Genomic DNA, 20448 nt, shown 5'->3' on the forward strand with positions numbered 1-20448 from the left:
GCGTGGCGGCCCGCCCGGTACGGTACGGGGCCGCTCCCGGTACGGGTCCACCCCTGGCGGGGGTCTACCGCGGGCGGGGGCCGAGCTCGGCGTGCACCGCGCCGGTCGGCAGCTCGCGGGCCCGCTCCAGGGTCAGGGTCCCGTGCGGCCTGCGCTCGCCGAGCCCCTCCACCAGCGCGGTCAGCCGCTCGGCGGCGTCCGGCGGTACGACGTGCCGGTGGGCGAGGCCGGCCGTCCCGGCGCCCTCCGGGGCCGGGTCCGTGTGGCCGGCGGCGCGGCCGCTGACGAAGGCGAGGGCGCGCGCGACCGGGCCCGCGTACGGCCACACCCTCGTACGGCTGCGCCCGTGTACGGCCATACCCGCGTACGGCTGCGCCCGCGTACGGCCACGCCCCTGTCCATCCCCGCCCGCCCCGCCCGGCTCCCGCCCCGTCCCCCGGCGCCCGGCATCCGACTGTGGAAACGTCAAAGCGCCGGGTCACGGGACCGTCCGTGACTCGGCGCTCTGGTTCGTACCGCCCGACGGAGCGAGGCTGGCGCGACAGGACGTTCGCACCGCCGGGCGGAGTGTGGGGAGGGGGTGTTCCGTCGGGGGCTCTGTGCGCATCCCCGACGGGGGGTTCGGCGGGGACCGCGGCGGGCGGCGACGAGAACTCCGGCGCCGTCTCCCTCAGGTCGAGAGACGGGCCTCGGGACCCATGACCACCGCACTGGCTCGCACGCCCGCCGCGGTCCTCACGCGGCGCCAGCCGCATGGACTGGCGCGGTCTGCCCGCACCGCGCACCACCCCTCATCCGGGTCCGCGGGTCGGGCTCGGTACCCGGGCCTGACCTCCCGTCAGGGCCCGGGTACGGCTTGTCGGCTCAGGCGTCGCGCAGGGCGCGGACGGCCTCCTCGACGCGCTTGCCGTAGTCGGCGTCCGCGGCGTGGAAGTGAGCCAGGTTCTTCTCGATGACGTGTTCGAGGGTGACCTGCGACAGGCCGCCCGCGATGTTCGCCACCAGACGCTGCTTGGCGTCCTCGGACATCAGGCGGTAGAGCTCACCGGCCTGGAAGAAGTCGTCGTCCTTGGTGTGCGCCGGAGCCTCGTGAGTGCCCGTGTAGCCGGAGACGGCCTTCGGGGCGCCCAGCGCCAGGCCGGTCTCGGCCGGACCCTGGTACGAGTTGGGCTCGTAGTTCTTGTCGTGGCGCGAGCCGTTGCGCAGCGCCATGACGCCGTCGCGGCCGTAGTTGTCGGCCGTGGTCGCCTTCGGGGCGTTGACCGGCAGCAGGGTGTGGTTCACACCGAGGCGGTAGCGCTGGGCGTCGGCGTACGCAAAGAGGCGGCCCTGGAGCATCTTGTCCGGCGAGGCGGTGATGCCCGGGACGAAGTTGTTCGGGGAGAAGGCGGACTGCTCGACCTCGGCGAAGACGTTGTCCGGGTTGCGGTCGAGGACCAGGCGGCCCACGCGCTGCAGCGGGTAGTCGCTGTGCGGCCACACCTTGGTGAGGTCGAACGGGTTGAAGCGGTAGTCCGCGGCCTCGGCGGCGGGCATGATCTGGACGTAGAGGGTCCAGCTCGGGTTCACGCCGCGCTCGATCGCCTGGAGCAGGTCGGTCTGGTGCGAGTTGCCGTCCTGGCCGACGAGCTCGGCGGCCTGCTCGCTGGAGAGGCAGCGGATGCCCTGGTTCGTCTTGAAGTGGTACTTGACGAAGAAGGCCTCGCCCTGGGCATTGGTCCACTGGTAGGTGTGGGAGCCGTAGCCGTTCATGTGGCGGTAGGAGGCGGGGATGCCGCGGTCGCCCATCAGCCAGGTGATCTGGTGCGTCGCCTCGGGGGCGTGCGCCCAGAAGTCCCAGACGTTGTCCGGCTCCTGCTTGCCCGTGAAGGGGTCGCGCTTCTGGGAGTGGATGAAGTCGGGGAACTTGATCGGGTCCTTGATGAAGAACACCGGGGTGTTGTTGCCGACGAGGTCGTAGTTGCCCTCTTCGGTGTAGAACTTCAGCGCGAAGCCGCGCGGGTCGCGGACCGCGTCCGCGCCGCCGAGCGAGTCGGCCACGGTGGAGAACCGCAGGAAGGTCTCGGTCTTCTTGCCGACCGTGTTGAGGAACGCGGCGCTGGTGTACGCGGTGACGTCGTCCGTCACCTCGAAGTGGCCGTACGCCGCCGAGCCGCGGGCGTGCACCACGCGCTCCGGAATGCGCTCACGGTTGAAGCGGGCAAGCTTCTCAAGGAGCTGCTGGTCCTGGACCAGGAGCGGGCCACCGACGCCGGCGGTGGCGGAGTTCTGGTTGTCGGCGACCGGGGCGCCGGACTCGGTCGTCAGCGTGCGCTTCGACATGGTGACCTTCCGTACGGGTAACTTCCGACGGAAAGTGTCTTCCGTCATGCGGAACAGCCTAATTTCGGCAAGAACCAAACGTCAACAGTTTGTTGAACGAAGATGGTGGAGAGGTGATCCGGACGGCGCCGGCGCTTGGGCGCGACAGGACAGGTGTCAGCGCCGACGCCATCCGGAAACTCAGACCCCCGTCAGGGGGAGGGTGGCGGCCCGTCGAGCGGGCCGCGGGCCGGGCCGGGCGGCCAGGGGCCGGCCGGGCGGTTCAGACCTGGTCGCCGGAGAGGCGCTCGACGGCGCGCAGCAGGGCGGAGTGGTCCAGGCCGCCGTCGCCCTGGGCGCGCAGCGAGGCGACCAGCTGGGCGACGACCGCGCCGACGGGCAGGGCCGCGCCGACGTTGCGGGCGGCGTCGGTGACGATGCCCATGTCCTTGTGGTGCAGGTCGATCCGGAAACCGGGCTTGAAGTCGCGGTTCAGGAAGTTGTCCTTCTTGCGGGTCAGGACCGTGGAGCCGGCCAGACCGCCGTTCAGGACGTCCAGGGCGGCCTGGAGGTTCACGCCGGACTTCTCGAGGAAGACGACGGCCTCGGCGCACGCCTGGATGTTCACCGCGACGATGAGCTGGTTGGCGGCCTTCACCGTCTGGCCGGAGCCGTGCGGGCCGCAGAGCACGATCGTCTTGCCGAGCGCCTCCAGGACCGGCAGGGCCTCGTCGAAGTCGGCCTGCTCGCCACCCACCATGATCGACAGGACGGCCTCGATGGCACCGGCCTCGCCGCCGGACACCGGGGCGTCGATGACGCGGATGCCCTTCTCGGCGGCGTTCTTGGCGAGGTCGATCGAGGTCTGCGGGGTGATCGACGACATGTCGATGACCAGCGCGCCGGACCTCGCGTTCTCCAGGATGCCGTCGGCGCCGTAGGCGATGGCCTCGACCTGCGGGGAGGCGGGCACCATCGTGATGACGACGTCGGCGTCCTTGACGGCCTCGGCGATCGAGCCCGCGGCGCTGCCCCCGGCGGCGGCGAGGCGGTCCAGCTTGTCCTGCTCCAGCGTGAAGCCGGTGACCGGGTAGCCGGCCTTCAGGAGGTTCTCGGCCATGGGGGAGCCCATGATTCCGAGGCCGATCCAGGCAATCTTGGGGAGGGTGCTCATGGTGAGGGTCCTTCTCTTCATGCTGTGTGCGAAAAGTGCGTGACGTGCCCGGCTGATCGCCCGGATCCGGGTCCGGCTACTGCGCGGCGCGTGCGCCGGCCGGCAGCCAGGTGAAGGACGCGGCAGCGTCGGCGGCCTTGTACTCCAGGCCTACGTAGCCCTCGTACCCGGCCTTCCCCAGCTGGTCGAGCAGCTCTTCGAGGGGCAGCTCGCCGGTGCCGGGGGCGCCCCGTCCGGGCTTGTCCGCGATCTGGACGTGCCCGGTCTTGGCGGCGTACTTCCCGATGACCTCGGAGAGGTCCTCGTCGTTCATCGCCAGGTGGTACAGGTCGAGCAGGAACTTGGCGTTGCCGAGGCCGGTGGCCTCGTTCACCTTGTCCACCACCTCGATGCCCGCCGGGGCGCTCACCAGGGGGTAGAGCGGCGACTCGGGCCGGTTGAGGGTCTCGATCAGGAGGATCGCGCCCACCCGGTCCGCGGCCCGTGCGGCCGTGGCCAGGTTCTCGAGGGCGAGCTCGTCCTGGACGGCGGGGTCCACGCCCTCGACGCGGTTGCCGTAGAGGGCGTTCAGCGCCTTGCAGCCGACCGAGGCGGCGAAGTCCGCGGCCACGGTGATGTTGGCGTTGAAGCGCTCCGACTCCTCGCCGGGTACCGATACCGCACCGCGGTCCGGGCCCGGCAGCCGGCCGGCGTAGAAGTTCAGGCCCACCAGCTGGGTGCCGGCGTCCTCGAGAGCCTTCTTGAGGGCGTCGAGCTCAGACTGGGCGGGGGTGGGGGTTTCGATCCAGGGCCACCACAGCTCGACCGCGGTGAAGCCCGCCGCGGCGGCAGCCGCGGGACGCTCCAGAAGCGGGAGTTCCGTGAAGAGGATCGAGAGGTTCACATCGAAGCGCTGGTCCGTGTATCCCATGAGGGGTGTGCGCTCCTTCCGTATCGCGGAAGTTGTTTTCTGCTTGATGGAAGACTGCATGGGCTTCCGCGCGGATGTCAAGTGCGGACTCCCGAAAAATCCTGACTGCGGGGTAGCTTGACCCGCGTGCGATTGAGAGTGGAGTTCACGACCGAGCCCTTCGATCTCGAAGAGGCCCCCGCCCATGCCGTGGCCGCTCGCGAGGTCATCCAGAAGGCCCAGCTGGACGCGGTGGACGTCGGCCCCTTCGGCAACACCGCGGAAGGCGAGGCCGCGGACGTCCTCGACGCGGTGGCCGCGCTGCTGCGCGGCTCGCTCGGAGCCGGCGCCACGCGCGTGTCGCTCCAGGTCAACGTGATCGGGGGGGACGCGCCGTGACCGAGCCCCGCGACCACCCCTTCGTCGCCGCGGTCAAGCCGCTGGTGGACGCGATGGGCGGCGAGCTGATGGATCCGTCCCTGGCGCAGCCCGACGACGTCGTGCTCACCTGGGAGGGTCAGGAGCTGTTGGCCGTGCGCCTGCCCCAGCTGTCGGATTCGCTGGACCACATCCTGGCCGCCCTGGAACGCCGGCACGGCGTGCCGTTGGCGCAGCTGGACCGGAAGTCCAAGCAGGACGTCGTACGGATACTGGAGGCGCGGGGCGCCTTCTCCGTGCGGCACGGCGTGGAGACGGTGGCCGGCGCTCTGGGCGTAAGCCGTTTCACGGTCTACAACTACCTGAACAGGGAAAACCCGAACAAGAACAGCCAAGCGTAAACGCCGCGTCACCGAAGGTGACGAGCCGCCGCCCCATTCATCCGGGCGGCGGCTTTTGTGTACGGGAAGTTTCAACAAAGTGTTGACGCCGTGTGGTCGAGAGCGTTAGCTATGCGCAGCCCGTCAAAGCAACAACAGGCCACGGAGGCCTACCGTGACTTCGAGTCCGACCCCGGGTCTCACCCGGTTCAACGCCTTGGACGACAGCGCGGCCGCGGCCGAACTGCACGAGGTGTGCGCCAGTTCGGCATGGGGCGCCAAGCTGCTCGCCCAGCGCCCCTTCACCACCGTCGAGTCCCTGTTCTCGGCCAACGAGGCCGCCATGGCGGAGCTCACCGCCGAGGACCTGGGCGAGGCCATGGGAGGCCACGCGCCGATCGGCCGACCGAAGCCGGGAGACCCGACCTCCGCCCGCGAGCAGCGCGGTATGGCCGGTGCCTCGGAGGAGCTGAAGCACGAGCTCCTGGAGCTGAACCTGGCGTACCAGGAGAAGTTCGGCCACGTCTTCCTCATCTGCGCCACCGGTGCGACCGGTGAGTTCATGCGGGACGCGGTCAAGGTCCGGATCGACAATTCGCCGGAGCAGGAGCGGGAAACCGCCCGCGGCGAACTCGTCAAGATCAACAAGATCCGCCTGACCCGACTCGCAGAAGGAGAGTGACCTGACGATGAGCACCGAGACCACCGCGTCGGTGTCCACGCACATCCTGGACACCAGCATCGGCAAGCCCGCCGAGGGCGTCGCCATCTCGCTGTCGGCCCGTACGGGGCCGGGCGGCGCGTGGGCGGCCCTGGGCGGCTCCGCCACCGATGCGGACGGGCGCTGCAAGGACCTGCCGGCCCTGCCGGAGGGCACCACCCACGTGCGTCTCGACTTCGAGACCGAGACGTACTTCTCCAATAAGCACAGTGCAAAGAAGCAAGCCGAGGCGCAGCAGGACGCCCCCCGCGTAAGGGACAGCGGTGCGTTCTTTCCGGAAGTGACGATCACCTTCGCTGTCACCCCCGGCGAGCACTACCACGTACCGCTGCTGCTCAACCCGTTCGGCTACTCCGTTTACCGAGGGAGCTAGCATGGCCACGATTCTCGGCCAGAACCAGTACGGCAAAGCAGAGAACCGCGTCGTCAAGATCACGCGGGACGGCGACACCCACCACATCAAGGACCTGAACGTCTCGGTCGCCCTCTCCGGCGACATGGACGACGTCCACTACTCCGGCTCGAACGCCAACGTCCTGCCGACGGACACCACCAAGAACACGGTGTACGCGTTCGCCAAGGAGTACGGCATCGAGTCCGCCGAGCAGTTCGGCATCCACCTGGCGCGCTGGTTCGTCAACAGCCAGGAGCCGATCCACAAGGCGCGCATCCGGATCGAGGAGTACTCCTGGTCCCGGATCGCCACCTCGGACGCGAACTCCAAGTTCATCGGCGCCGACGAGGTGAACCACTCCTTCGTCCGCGAGGGCATGGAGACCCGCGTCACCCAGATCACGTACGACGGCAAGAACTGGGAGGTCATCTCCGGCCTCAAGGACCTGACCGTCATGAACTCCACGAACTCCGAGTTCTGGGGGTACGTGAAGGACAAGTACACGACGCTGAAGGAGGCCTACGACCGCATCCTGGCGACCCAGGTATCGGCTCGCTGGCGCTTCGCGTGGTCCGATGACGAGCAGCGGATGCCCAACTGGGAGAAGTCCTACGCCGAGACCCGCAAGCACATGCTGCAGGCCTTCGCCGAGACCTATTCCCTGTCGCTGCAGCAGACCCTCTACCAGATGGGTTCGCGCATCATCAACCACCGTTCGGAGATCGACGAGGTCCGCTTCTCGCTCCCGAACAAGCACCACTTCCTCGTGGACCTGGAGCCCTTCGGCCTCAAGAACGACAACGAGGTGTACTTCGCCGCGGACCGCCCGTACGGTCTGATCGAGGCCACCGTCCTCCGGGACGGCGTCGACGCCCGCATCCCCGTGGACATGACCAACCTCTGATCCGGCACCCGTGTCCCGGGGCTCCGCAGTGGCCCCGGGACACGACACCTCTCACTTCCTGAATCGGCACCCGGACGCACCACACGGGGCGGCAGTACTGTCAGCTGTCAAGGCCCCCGGCTCCGGCACTCAAATCCCCAGGGCTTTGCCGTGCCCGCACCGCCACTGAAAGCACGAGGAAGTCCCATGGCAGCATCGGCAGCCCTTGACGGCGCAGTAGAGCGCATCGTCATCGAGAACTGTGCGATTGCGACCGTCGACGCGAACGACACCGAGTACGCCTCGGGCCACGTGGTCGTCGCCGGCAACAAGATCGAGTCGATCGGTGCGGGCAGGGCCCCCGAGAACCTCGACAACGTGGTCCGCCGCATCGACGGCACGGGTCACCTCGTCACCCCGGGTCTGGTCAACACCCACCACCACTTCTACCAGTGGATCACCCGTGGTCTGGCCACCGACCACAACCTCTTCAACTGGCTCGTCGCGCTGTACCCGACCTGGGCGCGCATCGACGAGCAGATGACGTACACGGCCGCGCAGGGCTCCCTGGCGATGATGGCCAAGGGCGGCGTCACCACCGCCATGGACCACCACTACGTCTTCCCCAAGGGCTCCGGCGACCTCTCCGGCTCGATCATCCGCGCCGCGTCCGAGATGGGCGTCCGCTTCACCCTCGCCCGAGGCTCCATGGACCGCAGCGAGAAGGACGGCGGCCTGCCGCCGGACCACGCCGTGGAGACCCTCGAAGGCGCGCTCGCCGACACCGAGGCGACCGTCAGGAAGCACCACGACCACTCCTTCGACGCGATGACCCAGGTCGCCGTCGCCCCCTGCTCCCCCTTCTCGGTCTCTACCGAGCTGCTCAAGCAGGGCGCCGAGCTGGCCCGCCGCCTCGGGGTGCGCATGCACACGCACGGCAGCGAGACCGTCGAGGAGGAGCAGTTCTGCAAGGAACTGTTCGGCATGGGCCCGACCGACTACTTCGAGTCGACCGGCTGGCTCGGCGAGGACGTGTGGATGGCGCACAGCGTCCACATGAACGACTCCGACATCGCCGCGTTCGCCCGCACCAAGACCGGTGTCGCGCACTGCCCGTCCTCCAACGCCCGTCTGGCCGCCGGCATCGCCCGCGTACCGGACATGCTCGCCGCCGGCGTACCGGTCGGCCTGGGCGTGGACGGCACCGCCTCCAACGAGTCCGGCGAGCTGCACACCGAGCTGCGCAACGCGCTGCTGATCAACCGGCTGAACCCGGTGCACCGCGAGCGCGCGCTGAACGCCCGCCAGGCCCTGCGCCTGGGGACGTACGGCGGCGCCCAGGTCCTCGGCCGCGCCGACAACATCGGCTCGCTCGAGGTCGGCAAGTGCGCCGACCTGGTGATGTGGAACCTGAGCACGCTGGCCCACTCCTCCATCGCCGACCCGGTCACCGCGCTCGTCTTCGGTGCGGCCGCACCGGTCACCCTCTCGCTGGTCAACGGCAAGCAGATCGTCGAGAACAACCGACTCCTCTTCGCCGACGAGGACGCCATCGCCGTGTCCACGCGGGAAGAGGCCCAGCGCCTCGCGCGTCTTTCCGCGCAGGCCTGATCCCACGGAGTCCGGCCGGGGGGGACGGCCCCCGGCCGGCGGCCGCGGACCCGAGCGGGGTCCGTCGGCAGCCGTTCCCGGGAAGCGCCCGAGGACATCCGAAGGCGCCCCCGGGGGCGGTCACTCGTGCCGCTCGCAGCACACGGAGCACCCACCGGGCCACTGCCACGGCACACCCGGCTCACTCGCACGGAACCACCGCGCGGAACCGGTTTGGGCGAATCGTTTCCGCATCGCTTGCGTCGCCTACGCGCCGTACCGCGACCACTACTGAATCAGCTCGACTCGCACCGCTTTCGCACCACCTCCAAGACACCCACGTCCCTGCCGACGTGTTAACCGACCGGAGGAAGCCGTGGCCGCAACGCCCAGGTTTCGCAAAGACGCAGTCGCAGTACCGGAGGAGAAGCACCCGGTCGACGAGACCCTGCCTCCGCTGAAAATGTTCACGAGCGGTCTCCAGCACGTGGCCGCCATGTACGCCGGTGTCGTCGCCCCGCCCATGATCGTGGGCCCCGCCGTCGGGCTCTCCGCCGCCGAGACCGCCTTCCTGATGGGCGCCTCGCTCTTCACCGCCGGCCTCGCCACCCTCCTCCAGACCCTCGGGTTCTGGAAGATCGGCGCGAAGCTCCCCTTCGTCAACGGCGTCTCCTTCGCCGGTGTGACACCGATGATCGCCATCGGCAAGGGGGAGGGGGACAACGCCATCCCGGTCATCTTCGGCGCGATCATCGTCGCCGGCGTCGTCGGCTTCCTCGCCGCCCCCTACTTCGGCAAACTGGTCCGCTTCTTCCCGCCCGTCGTGACGGGAACGGTCATCACCCTAATCGGTGTCTCGCTCCTGCCGGTCGCCTTCAACTGGTCGCAGGGCGGGAACAGCACCGCCGCCGACTACGGCTCGATGAAGAACATCGGCATGGCCGCCCTCACGCTGGTGATCGTCCTGCTGATGCGCAAGTTCCTGCGCGGCTTCCTCCAGCAGATATCCATCCTGCTCGGCCTGGTCGCGGGCACGCTCATCGCCGTCCCGCTGGGCATGACCGGCTTCGACGCGATCAAGAACGCGGCCGTCGTCGGCTTCCCGACCCCCTTCCACTTCGGCGCACCGCAGTTCCAGGTCGCCGCCATCATCTCGATGTGCATCGTCATGCTCGTCTGCATGACCGAGTCCACCGCCGACATCCTGGCCCTGGGCAGGATCGTCGGCCGGCCAGCCGATGCCAGGACCATCGAGGGCGGCCTGCGCGCCGACACCCTCGGCAGTGCGATAAGCCCCCTGTTCAACGGCTTCATGTGCAGTGCCTTCGCCCAGAACATCGGGCTGGTCGCCATGACGAAGGTGCGCAGCCGGTTCGTCGTCGCCGCGGGCGGCGGCATCCTGATCCTGCTGGGCCTGTGCCCGATGGCCGCCTCGGTGATCGCGCTGGTTCCGCTGCCGGTCCTCGGGGGCGCGGGCATCGTCCTCTTCGGGTCCGTCGCGGCCAGCGGCATCCAGACCCTGGCGGGCGCGGCCATGGAGCGGGGCGAGAACGCCCTGATCGTCGCCGCCTCGGTCGGCATCGGCCTGATCCCGATCGCCGCGCCGGAGTTCTACCACGCCTTCCCCGAGGACCTCTTGGTCGTCCTCGACTCCGGCATCAGCACCGGCTGCGTGGTGGCCATCCTGCTGAACCTGGCCTTCAACCACCTCGGCGCCGGGAAGGGCGCCGCGCAGGCCGTCGCCCCGGAACCGGTGGCGGTGCACTGACCGGGCCCGCCCCGGCCCGGAGGGCGCCGACCGGTACGGCGGTGCGCACGCCACCCGCTGCGGGCGTGGCGTACGCACCGCCGTACCGGCGTTCACCGCGGGATCACCCCGGCATCCGGACTACGGAGCCGGGGTGAGGTACATCCCCGTCTCATCCGCTCCGGCGGTGTTCTTGCAGGAGAAGCCGCTGCCGGCCGGCTGGGCGGTCACCAGGGCAAGGCAGCGCCCCGCGGCCAGCTGGCCGAAGTGGTTGGGGTGCATGGACTCCTGGACCGGCCCCTGGGTCTCGCTGCTGTCGATCCACCGGGCCCACTCGCTGGTCCTCGCCGACGCGGGGACCGCGGGGCTGACGTGCTTGCTCGCCCTGGCACACACCTCGCGGCCCTGCAACATGTCCCGCAGGTCCAGGAACTGCACGCCCTTGGCCGCCGCCACCGCCTTGATGCGGCCCGCGATCTGCGGCACGAGCGAGTCCCGGGCCCAGTCCGAGTCCCGGTTCCAGAAGGGGCAGCCGCCGGTGTTCACCCGGCTCCAGTCGCTCTGCGGGTACCGGTTCTCGGCCCCGCGGGGGATCGGCGAGGGGTAGGACTGCAGCACGATCCGGTACGAGGCGTCGGTGTACCCGGCCGCGCGCATCACCGCCCGCACCTCGTCGACGGACTTGCCGACGTCGGCCGTCACCCGGTCGATCCTCTGGTCCACGCCGTACTGCTGGTCGTCGTGGCAGTAGGAGCCCCACAGGACGAAGTCGTAGGCGCACGCCGTGATGATGTCGGCGAAGCCCAGGTCGTTGCCGCCGATGGACAGGGCGATGACCTTGACGTCGTGGTCCGCGGCGACGGCGGCGAGCCGGTCGGCCTGCGGGGCCTCGCCCTTGAAGGACACTCCGCCGTTGGAGGCGCGGAAGACGTTCTGCGAAGTCGCTCCGGAACAGGCCAGGTTGACGGCGACGTCGGCGATCGGGCCGGCGCTGCGCACCTCGGCGGAGTCGGACCGGTGGCACCCGCCGGCCGTCGTCCCGTACACCTTCCCGGGGTCGTAGGCGCTGCCGGAGACCCAGGCGCGGTCGGTCGCGTTCCTGCTGCCGGTGTTGGTCAGGCTGTTGCCCTTCCAGCGGCCGGCCTCGCCCGAGATGTAGCTGTCGCCCAGGGACACCACGGCGGTGGGGCCCCTTCCGGAGCCGGCCGCCGAGGCGCCGACGCCGCCGGCCAGCAGCGTGCCGGCGGCGAGCGGGAGGACCAGTCCGGCCCGGGCGAGCCGTCGCACACGGCTGCGGGTCCGGTCCTTGCTGGCGTTGCGGAAACCGATCACAACGGGACTCCTGCGGTCGGCCATGCCGGAGGAGGGAGCAACTCCGTTGCATGGCGCGGAAGGTGGGGGTACCGCCGGCCGGTGGCAACCGGAAAGGTGACACGCCGCGCCTTGTTACCGCTAGGTAGCCGGCGGTCACGATGGAATAACGACCGATCGGTCGTTCGGGCCGGAGGGGCCGGAGGTGCGCCGGGGCCGCGGGATGCGGGGGAGGCGCGGTGTCCTGCCCGAGCCGGCCCCGGGGCGTCGGAGCCGGGGCGTCGTCGGCTCCCCGGGGACGCGGACGGCTCCGCCCCCGTGCCGCGGGGGCGACGGGGGCGGAGCCGGCGGTGTCCGGCCGCTGTGCGATTCGGCCGGATCCAGTGGGGCTAGCCGACCAGCTGGTCGTAGGCGGGGAGGGTGAGGAAGTCCGCGTAGTCGGCGTCCAGGGAGACCTTGAGGAGCAGGTCGTGTGCCTGCTGCCACCGGCCGGCGGCGAAGGCCTCCTCGCCGACCTCGGCGCGGATGGCGGCCAGTTCGGCGGCGGCGATCTCGCGGGTCAGCTCCGCGGTGGCGGTCTTGCCGTTCTCGAAGACGACGCCGGCGTTGATCCACTGCCAGATCTGCGAGCGGGAGATCTCGGCGGTGGCCGCGTCCTCCATCAGCCCGAAGATGCCGACGGCGCCGTGACCGCGCAGCCAGGCCTCGATGTAGCGGATGCCGACCTGGACCGCGTTGCGCAGGCCGTCGTACGTGGGCCGGGCGTTCAGGGAGTCGATCGCGATGAGCTCGCCCGGAGCCACCGAGACGTCCTCGCGCAGCCGGTCCTTCTGGTTCGGCTTCTCGCCGAGCACCGCGTCGAAGGAGGCCATCGCGATCGGGACCAGGTCGGGGTGGGCGACCCAGGAGCCGTCGAAGCCGTCGCCCGCCTCGCGGTCCTTGTCGGCCTTGACCTTCTCGAAGGCGACCTTGTTGGCCGCAGCGTCCTTGCGGGACGGGATGAAGGCCGCCATGCCGCCGATGGCGTGCGCGCCGCGCTTGTGGCAGGTGCGCACCAGGAGTTCGGTGTACGCCCGCATGAACGGGGCCGTCATGGTCACCGCGTTGCGGTCCGGCAGGACGAACTTCTCGCCGCCGTCGCGGAAGTTCTTGACGATCGAGAAGAGGTAGTCCCAGCGGCCCGCGTTCAGTCCGGCCGCGTGGTCGCGCAGTTCGTAGAGGATCTCCTCCATCTCGTACGCGGCGGTGATCGTCTCGATGAGGACGGTCGCCCGGACGGTGCCCTGCGGGATTCCGACGTAGTCCTGGGCGAAGACGAAGATCTCGTTCCAGAGGCGCGCCTCCAGGTGCGACTCCGTCTTCGGCAGGTAGAAGTACGGGCCCTTGCCGAGGTCGATCAGGCGCTGCGCGTTGTGGAAGAAGTACAGGCCGAAGTCGACCAGCGAGCCCGAGGCCGGGGCGCCCTCGAACCGCAGGTGGCGCTCCTGCAGGTGCCAGCCGCGGGGCCGCATCACGACGGTGGCGAGCTGGTCGGCGGGCTTCAGGGTGTACGCCTTGCCCGTGCGCGGGTCCGTGAAGTCGATGCGGCGCTCGTAGGCGTCGATCAGGTTGAGCTGGCCGAGGACGACGTTCTCCCAGGTGGGGGCGGAGGCGTCCTCGAAGTCGGCGAGCCAGACCCGGGCGCCCGAGTTCAGGGCGTTGATGGTCATCTTGCGGTCCGTCGGCCCGGTGATCTCCACCCGGCGGTCGTTCAGCGCGGCCGGGGCCGGGGCCACCTTCCAGTCCCCCTCGCGGACCTGTGCGGTGTCCGGGAGGAAGTCGAGGGTGGAGGTCCGGGCGATCTCGGCGCGGCGCTCTCCGCGCAGGGCGAGGAGCTCGGCGCGGCGGGGGGCGAACCGCCGGTGGAGCTCGGCGACGAAGACGAGGGCCGCTTCGGTGAGGACCTCGTCCTGCCGGGGCAGGGGCTCGGCGTCGACGATGGCCAGCGGGGACGGCGCTGGTGCGGACATATCTGTCACTCCTTCAGCGGCGGTGCCTGGCGGCCGCGGGGAATGCTCGCGCAAGACGGCACGCAGTGCCGCCGGGTGTGGAGAGTTCCGGACTACGGTCGCGGGCGCCGTCTGTGGGTTCAGGGCGCTTCTGACCAGTGGATAGTAATTTCCTCATGGTGGAAGTTCAATGGTTTGTTGATGTCGAGATTCTCCGGGTCGACATATTCCGCCCCCCGGTGGCCCTCGGTGCCACGGCCGTCACGCCCCGCTCAGGCCAGACGCGCCAGGTCGGGCGGCGTGTCGATGTCGAAGGCCTCCGCGACGTCCCCGCACTCCACCAGTACGAGCTCCCCGGCGTGCCGCGCCAGGTGCACCCGCGCGCCCTTGTCACCCGTCGCCGTCGCGGTGACGTCCGCCCAGCGGTCCGCGCCGAAGAGCACGGGATGGCCGCGCTCCCCGCCGTACGCGGCCGCCACCAGGCTCGCGGGGGAGCGGTACGCCTCGCGCACCCGGGTCACGGCGGCGGGCCCGATGCCCGGCTGGTCGACCAGCGACACCAGGGCCGCGCGGGCGTCCGTGCCGGCGAGGGAGGCGAGCCCGACGCGCAGCGAAGAGCCCATGCCCTGCGCCCAGTCCGGGTTGTCGACGACCACGCACCCGGCGAGGTCCGCCCGCTCCCGGACCTCAGCCGCCGAGGCGCCGAGCACCACGTGCAGCGGACCGCAGCCCGCCTCGCGCAGAACCCGTACGGCGTTCTCGACCAGCGGGCGGCCGCGGTAGGGGAGCAGGGCCTTGGGCCGGCCGCCGAGGCGGCGCCCGCCGCCCGCCGCGAGGAGCAGGCCGGCGATCACCGGTGAACCGGCGGGACGCGTGGTGTGGGATGACCGTGGGGTGCGGGACGACCGAGTGGTGTGGGCTGGCATGGCACCGATTCTCGCTCTTGTACTGGGGCGACCCCGCGCCGCGTGCGGGCCGACGACCGGAGCCCGGCCAGGGCGCGGCGCACGGCGGCCACCGCGGCCGCGATCCGCGGCGGTTCGCAGATCCGGCTCTCGGCACGCGCCAGCAGGGCGCGTTCGTCACGGTCGGTCAACATCTTCGGCGGCTCCTTGCCCATCGGGGACCAGCAAGGCGAGTCTGGTCCCGGATTGGCCTGGCCGTCAGAGCCAATCAGGGGAGGTTGGCATGGCAAACGGGCGAGTGGTCCACACGGTGGACCGGGTGATGGGCAGCCGGCAGCTTGCTGCCCTGCTGCCGGACTCCGTCCTGGCCCGCCCCGGCTACCGGGCGCTCGCCGACGCCGTCCGCACCCTGATCCTCGACGGCCGGATCGCCCTGCACGTCCGGCTGCCCGCGGAGCGCGAGCTCGCCGAGGCCGTCGGCGCCAGCCGGGCCACCGTCACCGGCGCCTACGACCTGCTGCGCGAGAGCGGCTACGTACGCAGCCGCCGGGGCTCGGGAACCTGGACCGAGCTCCCGGAGGGCCACGGCCCGGTCGGCGCCCACGCGGTCATCGGGACGGGCGGCCACGGCGACGACGACCCGGGGATCGACCTGGCCATCGCCGCGATGGGCGCCCCGGACGGCACCTTGGCCGACGCACTGGCCTGGGCCGCGCCCCGGCTCCCCGCCGCGGCCCGAACCCCCGGCTACCACCCCTTCGGCCTGCCCGACCTGCGGGCCGCCGTCGCCGATCGGTTCACCCGGCGCGGACTGCCCACCCGCCCCGAGCAGATCCTGGTCACCGCCGGGGCCCAGCAGGCCTTCTCGCTGGTCGTCAGCCTGCTCTGCCGGCCCGGGGACCGGGTGGTGACCGAGAACCCGACGTACGCCAACGCCCTCGACGCCCTGCGCCACGCGCGGCTGCGCACCGTATCCGTCGCCGTCTCCGACGCGGGCTGGGACATGGAGATCGCCGAGTCCACGCTGCGCCAGACCGTGCCGCGGCTGGCGTACGCGATCCCCGACTTCCAGAACCCGACGGGCGCGCTGATGCCGCCGGAGCAGCGGCTGCGGCTGCTCGCGGCGACGCGCGCCACCGGGACCTGGCTGGTGGTGGACGAGACCATCGCCGACATCGCGCTGGACGTGCCGGCGCCCCCGCCGCTGGCCTCGCTCGCCCCGCGCGGCGGCGCCGACCACGTGATCACCATCGGTTCGCTCAGCAAGACCCACTGGGGCGGCCTGCGGGCGGGCTGGATCCGCACCGGCGCCAAGATGATCACCGAGCTGACGACGCTGAAGGTCGCTGCCGACATGACCGGATCCGTCCTGGACCAGCTGGTGGCGCTCCCGCTGATGGCCGGCCTGGACCGGTCCCTGCCCCTCCGCCTCGACCAGCTGAGGATCGGGCGCGAGGCGCTGGTGGGCTCGCTCCGGCGGCACGTCCCGGAGTGGTCCTGGCAGCTGCCGCCGGGCGGCCTCTCGCTCTGGGTCGACCTCGGGGAGCCGGTCGGCTCCGCCCTCTCGGAGCGGGCCGCCGCGGCCGGGGTCCACATCGGCCGCGGCGCCCGCTTCGGAGTGGACCCGGGCACCTTCGAACACCGCCTGCGGATCCCGTACACGCTCCCCCCGGACCGTCTGGACGAGGGCGTGCGCCGGCTCGCGGCCGCCTTCCACGACGGGGTCCCGCTCACCTCGGGGGTGGACCGCCCGCACTGGGTCGCGTAGCCGCCGGCGGCCGGACCGCCGGCCCGACCGCCGGCCGGCCGGACCGCCCGCGGGCGCCGGTGCCCGCCCGACCGCGGCCCGGTGTACCGGCCGGGCTGTTCCCGTTTCCTACGGGGTGCGGATCAGCCGTCGGCTGCCCGCCGCGGCCACCGCCGAGGTGCGGGAGTCCACGCCGAGCTTGGCGTAGATGTGGACCAGGTGGGACTTGACGGTGGCCTGGCTGAGGAAGAGCCTCTTGGAGACCTGCTGGTTCGACAGGCCGTCCGCCACCAGTTGGAGGACCTCCAGCTCCCGTTTCGTCAGCGCCTCCGCCGGAGTCCGCAGCCGGTCCATCAGCCGCAGCGCCACCGCCGGCGCCAGCGCCGACTGGCCCGCGGCAGCCGTCCGCACGGCTGCCGCCAGCTCCTCCGGCGGGGCGTCCTTGAGCAGGTACCCCGAGGCCCCCGCCTCCACCGCCGCCAGGATGTCCCCGTCCGTGTCGTACGTGGTCAGGACCAGCACCCGGGGAGCGTCCGGCCGGGCCGTGATCCGGGCCGTCGCCTCCGAGCCGTGCATGCCGGTCCCGAACCGGAGGTCCATCAGGACCACGTCCACCGCCGTCGCGGCCGCCAGCTCCACCGCCCGCTCGGCGGTCGCGGCCTCCGCCACCACCGCGAAGTCCGCTTCCGTGTCCAGCACGGCGCGCAGCCCGGCCCGCACCACCGGGTGGTCGTCGGCCAGCAGCAGCCGGATCGTCATCGCAGGGCCTCCGCGGGCAGCGGCAGGGTGACGGCCACGGCGGTGCCCTGGCCCGGGTCCGACTCCACGGTGAACAGCCCGCCCAGGGTCTCGGCCCGCGAGCGCATCGCGGGCAGTCCGAAGCCCCCGCCCCCGGAGGCAGCCGACGAGGGCTCGAAGCCCCGTCCGTCGTCCACGACGTCCAGCGTCACCGAGGTGTCCATGAAGGTCAGGGTGATCTCGGCGCGCCCCGCCCGCGCGTGCCGCACCACATTGGCCAGCGCCGACTGCGCGATCCGCAGCAGGGCCACCTCGTACGGGGTCGGCAGCACCCGCGGGGCGCCGCTGAGGGAGAACCGGACCCGCGGCCCCGGCACGCCCGAGCACAACCGCTCCAGGGCGGCGGCGAGGGAGCCGTGCTCCAGGTCCGGCGGCGTGAGCGCCCGGACGAACCGGCGCGCCTCCGCAAGGTTCTCCTGCGCGGCCTCCCGGGCCCGGCCGATGTGCACCAGCGCCGCCGCCCGCCCCTCGCCGGGACCGGCGGCGGCAGGTGCGCCCCGCGCCGCGCGGGCGTTCTGGGGTGTGCGGGCGTCCTGGGGCGGCGCGCCGGGCGGCTCCTCGGCGAGCGCGCGCTCGGCCGCCCGCAGCAGCAGCTGGATCGAGGACAGCCCCTGGGCGAGCGTGTCGTGGATCTCCCGCGCCAGCCGCTCGCGCTCGGCCAGGATTCCGGCGCCCCGCTCGGCAGCGGCCAGCTCGGCCCGGGTCGCGATGAGCTCCTCGATCAGCTCCCGCCGGCGTTCGCTCTCGCGGTACAGCGCCTGGTAGCCCAGTACGGTCGCCACCGCCACGGCCCCGCCCAGCAGCGGCCCCAGGAACGCCCCCGGGGTCGCGGCGGCGCTGTGCGCGAGGAAGCCCGCGATCGCCGCGCAGGCGGTCGCCGCGACAGCCGCCACGCCCCAGCGCAGCCGCAGCAGGTGCAGCTCCAGGAAGTACAGCGGGAAGGCGATCCACAGCCCGTCGGGGGAGACCGTCAGCAGGCCGGCCCAGGCCGCGCCGAGCCCGGCCAGCCAGAGGGTCCCGGCGCGGGGCGAGCGGTGCACCACGGGGGCCCGTACGCCCGCCGCGTACACGGCGGCGAACAGCGCGCAGGCGGCGGCGACCCACCCGGCCCGGGGCGCGGCGTCGGCGAGGGCGCGGCCGGCGGCGAGCGCGAGCAGCCCGAGGAGCAGGGCGTGCAGGCACAGGCGCAGGACGCGGGAGACGGGGGTCGGCGAGCGCGGTTCCGGAGCAGCCATGGCCTGACCAGCGTAAGTGGGCGGCAGCCGGCCCCGGTCAACCAAAGGATTGATGTCAGGGCGGTCCCTTCGGCCCGAGGATCGCCACTGTGGCGCGATGCGGTGCGTCCGCGCGGAACACCAGGGTGGGGGACATGTTCGTCGCATGGAGAGATCTACGGTTCGCCAAGGGCCGCTTCGCCCTCATGGGCTCGGTCGTGCTGCTGATCACGCTGCTGGTCGGCCTGCTGTCCGGGCTGACCTCGGGACTGGCCCGGGAGAACGTCTCGGCCGTCACCGGCCTGCCCGCCTCGCACCTGGCGTTCGCCGCGCCGCCCGGCGGCCGGGAGGTGTCCTTCACCGACTCCCAGGTGCCGGAGAAGTCCTGGCTGGCGTGGCGGGAACGCCGCGGGGTGAGGTCGGCCGAGCCGATCGGCATCCGCACCGCGAACGCCGTCTCGGGTGAGCGGACCGCCGCCGTCTCCGTCTTCGGCGTCGAGGCGGCCGGCCGGCTCGCACCCCGCGGGTCCGGCCTCGCCCGGGGCGGGGTGGTGCTGACGGAGAAGGCCGCCGGGGAGCTCGGCGGCCTCGCCGCCGGAGGGAAGGTCAGGATCGGCCGGCTCGAACTGACCGTCGCGGCCGTCTCCGGCACCGCGGCCTTCAGCCACACCCCCGTGGTCTGGACGGACCTCGGCGACTGGCAGCACGTCGGGAACCCCGGCGCGTCCCCCGGCACGCCCGACACCCTCGCCACCGTCGTCGCCCTGGACGCTTCCGGCGCTGGCGCCGACATCGCCGCCGGCGACGCCGCGGCCGGGACGCGCACCCTGAGCGTCGACGACGCGCTGGGCGCCATCGGCTCCTACAGCTCCGAGAACGGCTCGCTCCAGCTGATGCGCGGATTCCTCTTCGCCATCTCCGCCCTCGTCACCGGGGCCTTCTTCACGGTGTGGACGATCCAGCGCAGCGGCGACATCGCCGTCCTGAAGGCGCTGGGCGCCTCCACCCCCTACCTGCTCAAGGACGCACTCGGCCAGGCCGTGGTCGTGCTCGCCGCCGGCACCGGGTTGGGCACCGCCCTCACGGCGGGCTTCGGCGCCCTGATCGGCGGGGGCGACGTGCCCTTCGTGCTCGACGCGGCCACCGTGCTGGTCCCCGCCGCGATCCTGATCGCGCTCGGTGCGCTGGGCGCCGCCCTGTCCGTCCGGCGGATCACCGCCGTCGATCCGCTGACCGCACTCGGGAGCACCCGATGACCCTGACCGTCCACGACGTCACGCTCACCTACCCCGACGGCGACGGCCGGCTCACCGCCCTGGACGCGGTCTCCCTGGAGGTGCCGGCGGGCACGCTGACGGCCGTCACGGGACCGTCCGGCTCCGGCAAGTCCAGCCTGCTCGCCGTCGCCGCCACGCTGGTCACCCCGGACGCCGGCCGGGTGGTCGTCGCGGGCCGGGACACTGGCCGGCTCAGCGCCGCCGCGAAGTCCGCGCTGCGGCGCGAGGAGATCGGCATCGTCTTCCAGCAGCCGAACCTGCCGGCCTCGCTCACTGCCGCCGAACAGCTCCAGGTGATGGCCCACCTGTCCGGCCGGCCCGCCCGGCCGCTGCGCCGACGGGCCCTGGACCTGCTCGACGCGGTGGGCCTGGCCGACAAGGCCGACAAGCGCCCGCACCAGCTCTCCGGCGGCCAACGCCAGCGCGTCAACATCGCCCGCGCCCTGATGAACGAGCCCTCCGTGCTGCTGGTCGACGAACCCACCAGCGCCCTCGACCACGAGCGCGGCGCGGCCGTCCTGGACCTGCTCGTCGCGCTGACCCGCGAGCGCTCCACCGCCACGGTGCTGGTCACCCACGACCACGCCCACCTGGAGCGGATGGACCGTACGGCGACCATGACGGACGGCCGCCTCGCGAAGCCGGTCGCGGGCCCCTGACGCGCGCCCCGGGCCCCGGCTAGCACGAGGGCCCCGGCTCGCGCGAGCGCCCCGGCGCCCCCTCGGCGGGAGGGGGCGCCGGGGCGCTCGTA

The 20448-nt window shown here is 71.9% G+C and carries 19 protein-coding genes; 10 read left to right on the top strand and 9 right to left on the bottom strand.

From position 1 onward, the window contains the following. Positions 1-64 precede the first annotated feature (64 nt). From ACFWU6_RS28725 to ACFWU6_RS28740, 4 genes are all read right to left on the bottom strand, one after another. Complete coding sequence (locus ACFWU6_RS28725; protein ID WP_383802182.1) at positions 65-358, bottom strand: hypothetical protein; 294 nt, start codon at positions 356-358, stop codon at positions 65-67. 506 nt (positions 359-864) lie between these two features. Further along, positions 865-2322, bottom strand: coding sequence for a catalase (locus ACFWU6_RS28730; RefSeq protein ID WP_383802309.1), 1458 nt, complete (start codon positions 2320-2322; stop codon positions 865-867). Positions 2323-2584: 262 nt separating this feature from the next. After that, positions 2585-3475: a 2-hydroxy-3-oxopropionate reductase gene (locus ACFWU6_RS28735; protein ID WP_383802179.1), complete on the bottom strand. Its 891-nt coding sequence runs from the start codon at positions 3473-3475 to the stop codon at positions 2585-2587. Positions 3476-3551: 76 nt separating this feature from the next. Then, a complete protein-coding gene (locus tag ACFWU6_RS28740) occupies positions 3552-4385 on the bottom strand; it encodes a TIM barrel protein (protein ID WP_383983833.1) in 834 nt (277 codons plus the stop codon). A gap of 126 nt (positions 4386-4511) precedes the next feature. Between ACFWU6_RS28740 and ACFWU6_RS28745 the strand changes: the two genes are divergently transcribed. The 7 genes from ACFWU6_RS28745 to ACFWU6_RS28775 all read left to right on the top strand — a co-directional run bounded on the left by ACFWU6_RS28745 (position 4512) and on the right by ACFWU6_RS28775 (position 10478). After that, a complete protein-coding gene (locus ACFWU6_RS28745) occupies positions 4512-4763 on the top strand; it encodes a hypothetical protein (protein WP_383802173.1) in 252 nt (83 codons plus the stop codon). After that, positions 4760-5143 (top strand): helix-turn-helix domain-containing protein, encoded by a 384-nt coding sequence (locus ACFWU6_RS28750; RefSeq protein ID WP_383983835.1) that lies wholly within the window; start codon positions 4760-4762, stop codon positions 5141-5143. Before ACFWU6_RS28745 ends, ACFWU6_RS28750 begins: the two co-directional genes overlap by 4 nt. A gap of 154 nt (positions 5144-5297) precedes the next feature. Next, positions 5298-5804, top strand: coding sequence for a 2-oxo-4-hydroxy-4-carboxy-5-ureidoimidazoline decarboxylase (gene uraD / locus ACFWU6_RS28755; protein ID WP_383802167.1), 507 nt, complete (start codon positions 5298-5300; stop codon positions 5802-5804). A gap of 7 nt (positions 5805-5811) precedes the next feature. Further along, the gene (uraH, locus tag ACFWU6_RS28760) at positions 5812-6216 is read left to right on the top strand and encodes a hydroxyisourate hydrolase (protein ID WP_383802164.1); all 405 of its coding nucleotides are present in this window, start codon (positions 5812-5814) and stop codon (positions 6214-6216) included. A gap of 1 nt (position 6217) precedes the next feature. Continuing rightward, positions 6218-7141 carry a factor-independent urate hydroxylase gene (gene pucL, locus ACFWU6_RS28765; protein WP_383802161.1) on the top strand — a complete coding sequence of 308 codons (924 nt, stop codon included), beginning with the start codon at positions 6218-6220 and terminating at the stop codon, positions 7139-7141. Positions 7142-7327: 186 nt separating this feature from the next. After that, positions 7328-8731, top strand: a complete 1404-nt coding sequence (locus tag ACFWU6_RS28770) for an 8-oxoguanine deaminase (RefSeq protein ID WP_383802158.1) — start codon at positions 7328-7330, stop codon at positions 8729-8731. A 355-nt stretch (positions 8732-9086) separates the two neighbouring features. Beyond that, positions 9087-10478 (top strand): nucleobase:cation symporter-2 family protein, encoded by a 1392-nt coding sequence (locus tag ACFWU6_RS28775; protein ID WP_383983837.1) that lies wholly within the window; start codon positions 9087-9089, stop codon positions 10476-10478. Positions 10479-10598: 120 nt separating this feature from the next. Here the strand turns inward: ACFWU6_RS28775 and ACFWU6_RS28780 are convergent, their stop codons facing one another. The 3 genes from ACFWU6_RS28780 to ACFWU6_RS28790 form a co-directional block, all read right to left on the bottom strand. Next, a complete protein-coding gene (locus tag ACFWU6_RS28780) occupies positions 10599-11789 on the bottom strand; it encodes a GDSL-type esterase/lipase family protein (protein ID WP_383983839.1) in 1191 nt (396 codons plus the stop codon). A gap of 368 nt (positions 11790-12157) precedes the next feature. Beyond that, the gene (gene aceB, locus ACFWU6_RS28785) at positions 12158-13777 is read right to left on the bottom strand and encodes a malate synthase A (protein ID WP_383983842.1); all 1620 of its coding nucleotides are present in this window, start codon (positions 13775-13777) and stop codon (positions 12158-12160) included. A 251-nt stretch (positions 13778-14028) separates the two neighbouring features. Further along, positions 14029-14607, bottom strand: coding sequence for an NTP transferase domain-containing protein (locus tag ACFWU6_RS28790; protein WP_383802306.1), 579 nt, complete (start codon positions 14605-14607; stop codon positions 14029-14031). 337 nt (positions 14608-14944) lie between these two features. Between ACFWU6_RS28790 and ACFWU6_RS28795 the strand changes: the two genes are divergently transcribed. Then, the gene (locus ACFWU6_RS28795; protein WP_383802145.1) at positions 14945-16429 is read left to right on the top strand and encodes a PLP-dependent aminotransferase family protein; all 1485 of its coding nucleotides are present in this window, start codon (positions 14945-14947) and stop codon (positions 16427-16429) included. A gap of 108 nt (positions 16430-16537) precedes the next feature. Here the strand turns inward: ACFWU6_RS28795 and ACFWU6_RS28800 are convergent, their stop codons facing one another. Beyond that, positions 16538-17167, bottom strand: a complete 630-nt coding sequence (locus ACFWU6_RS28800; RefSeq protein ID WP_383802141.1) for a response regulator — start codon at positions 17165-17167, stop codon at positions 16538-16540. Continuing rightward, positions 17164-18441 carry a sensor histidine kinase gene (locus tag ACFWU6_RS28805; RefSeq protein ID WP_383983844.1) on the bottom strand — a complete coding sequence of 426 codons (1278 nt, stop codon included), beginning with the start codon at positions 18439-18441 and terminating at the stop codon, positions 17164-17166. Before ACFWU6_RS28805 ends, ACFWU6_RS28800 begins: the two co-directional genes overlap by 4 nt. Before the next feature lie 134 nt (positions 18442-18575). Here ACFWU6_RS28805 and ACFWU6_RS28810 point away from each other — a divergent pair, with 134 nt between their 5' ends. Further along, positions 18576-19676: an ABC transporter permease gene (locus ACFWU6_RS28810; protein ID WP_383983846.1), complete on the top strand. Its 1101-nt coding sequence runs from the start codon at positions 18576-18578 to the stop codon at positions 19674-19676. Beyond that, entirely contained in the window at positions 19673-20356 is a 684-nt protein-coding gene (locus ACFWU6_RS28815; protein WP_383983848.1) for an ABC transporter ATP-binding protein, read from the top strand. The genes ACFWU6_RS28810 and ACFWU6_RS28815 overlap by 4 nt, the downstream gene beginning before the upstream one ends. The last annotated feature ends 92 nt before the right edge of the window (positions 20357-20448 follow it).

It is taken from the genome of Streptomyces sp. NPDC058674 (assembly GCF_042716505.1).
Lineage (GTDB): Bacteria > Actinomycetota > Actinomycetes > Streptomycetales > Streptomycetaceae > Streptomyces.

Coding starts and splice junctions, on each gene's coding strand:
- ACFWU6_RS28740 (WP_383983833.1), bottom strand. CDS start 4,385: ATGGGATACACGGACCAGCGCTTCGATGTGAACCTCTCGATCCTCTTC.
- ACFWU6_RS28735 (WP_383802179.1), bottom strand. CDS start 3,475: ATGAGCACCCTCCCCAAGATTGCCTGGATCGGCCTCGGAATCATGGGC.
- ACFWU6_RS28730 (WP_383802309.1), bottom strand. CDS start 2,322: ATGTCGAAGCGCACGCTGACGACCGAGTCCGGCGCCCCGGTCGCCGAC.
- ACFWU6_RS28805 (WP_383983844.1), bottom strand. CDS start 18,441: ATGGCTGCTCCGGAACCGCGCTCGCCGACCCCCGTCTCCCGCGTCCTG.
- ACFWU6_RS28815 (WP_383983848.1), top strand. CDS start 19,673: ATGACCCTGACCGTCCACGACGTCACGCTCACCTACCCCGACGGCGAC.
- ACFWU6_RS28725 (WP_383802182.1), bottom strand. CDS start 358: ATGGCCGTACACGGGCGCAGCCGTACGAGGGTGTGGCCGTACGCGGGC.
- ACFWU6_RS28800 (WP_383802141.1), bottom strand. CDS start 17,167: ATGACGATCCGGCTGCTGCTGGCCGACGACCACCCGGTGGTGCGGGCC.
- ACFWU6_RS28770 (WP_383802158.1), top strand. CDS start 7,328: ATGGCAGCATCGGCAGCCCTTGACGGCGCAGTAGAGCGCATCGTCATC.
- uraH (WP_383802164.1), top strand. CDS start 5,812: ATGAGCACCGAGACCACCGCGTCGGTGTCCACGCACATCCTGGACACC.
- ACFWU6_RS28795 (WP_383802145.1), top strand. CDS start 14,945: ATGGCAAACGGGCGAGTGGTCCACACGGTGGACCGGGTGATGGGCAGC.
- pucL (WP_383802161.1), top strand. CDS start 6,218: ATGGCCACGATTCTCGGCCAGAACCAGTACGGCAAAGCAGAGAACCGC.
- aceB (WP_383983842.1), bottom strand. CDS start 13,777: ATGTCCGCACCAGCGCCGTCCCCGCTGGCCATCGTCGACGCCGAGCCC.
- ACFWU6_RS28810 (WP_383983846.1), top strand. CDS start 18,576: ATGTTCGTCGCATGGAGAGATCTACGGTTCGCCAAGGGCCGCTTCGCC.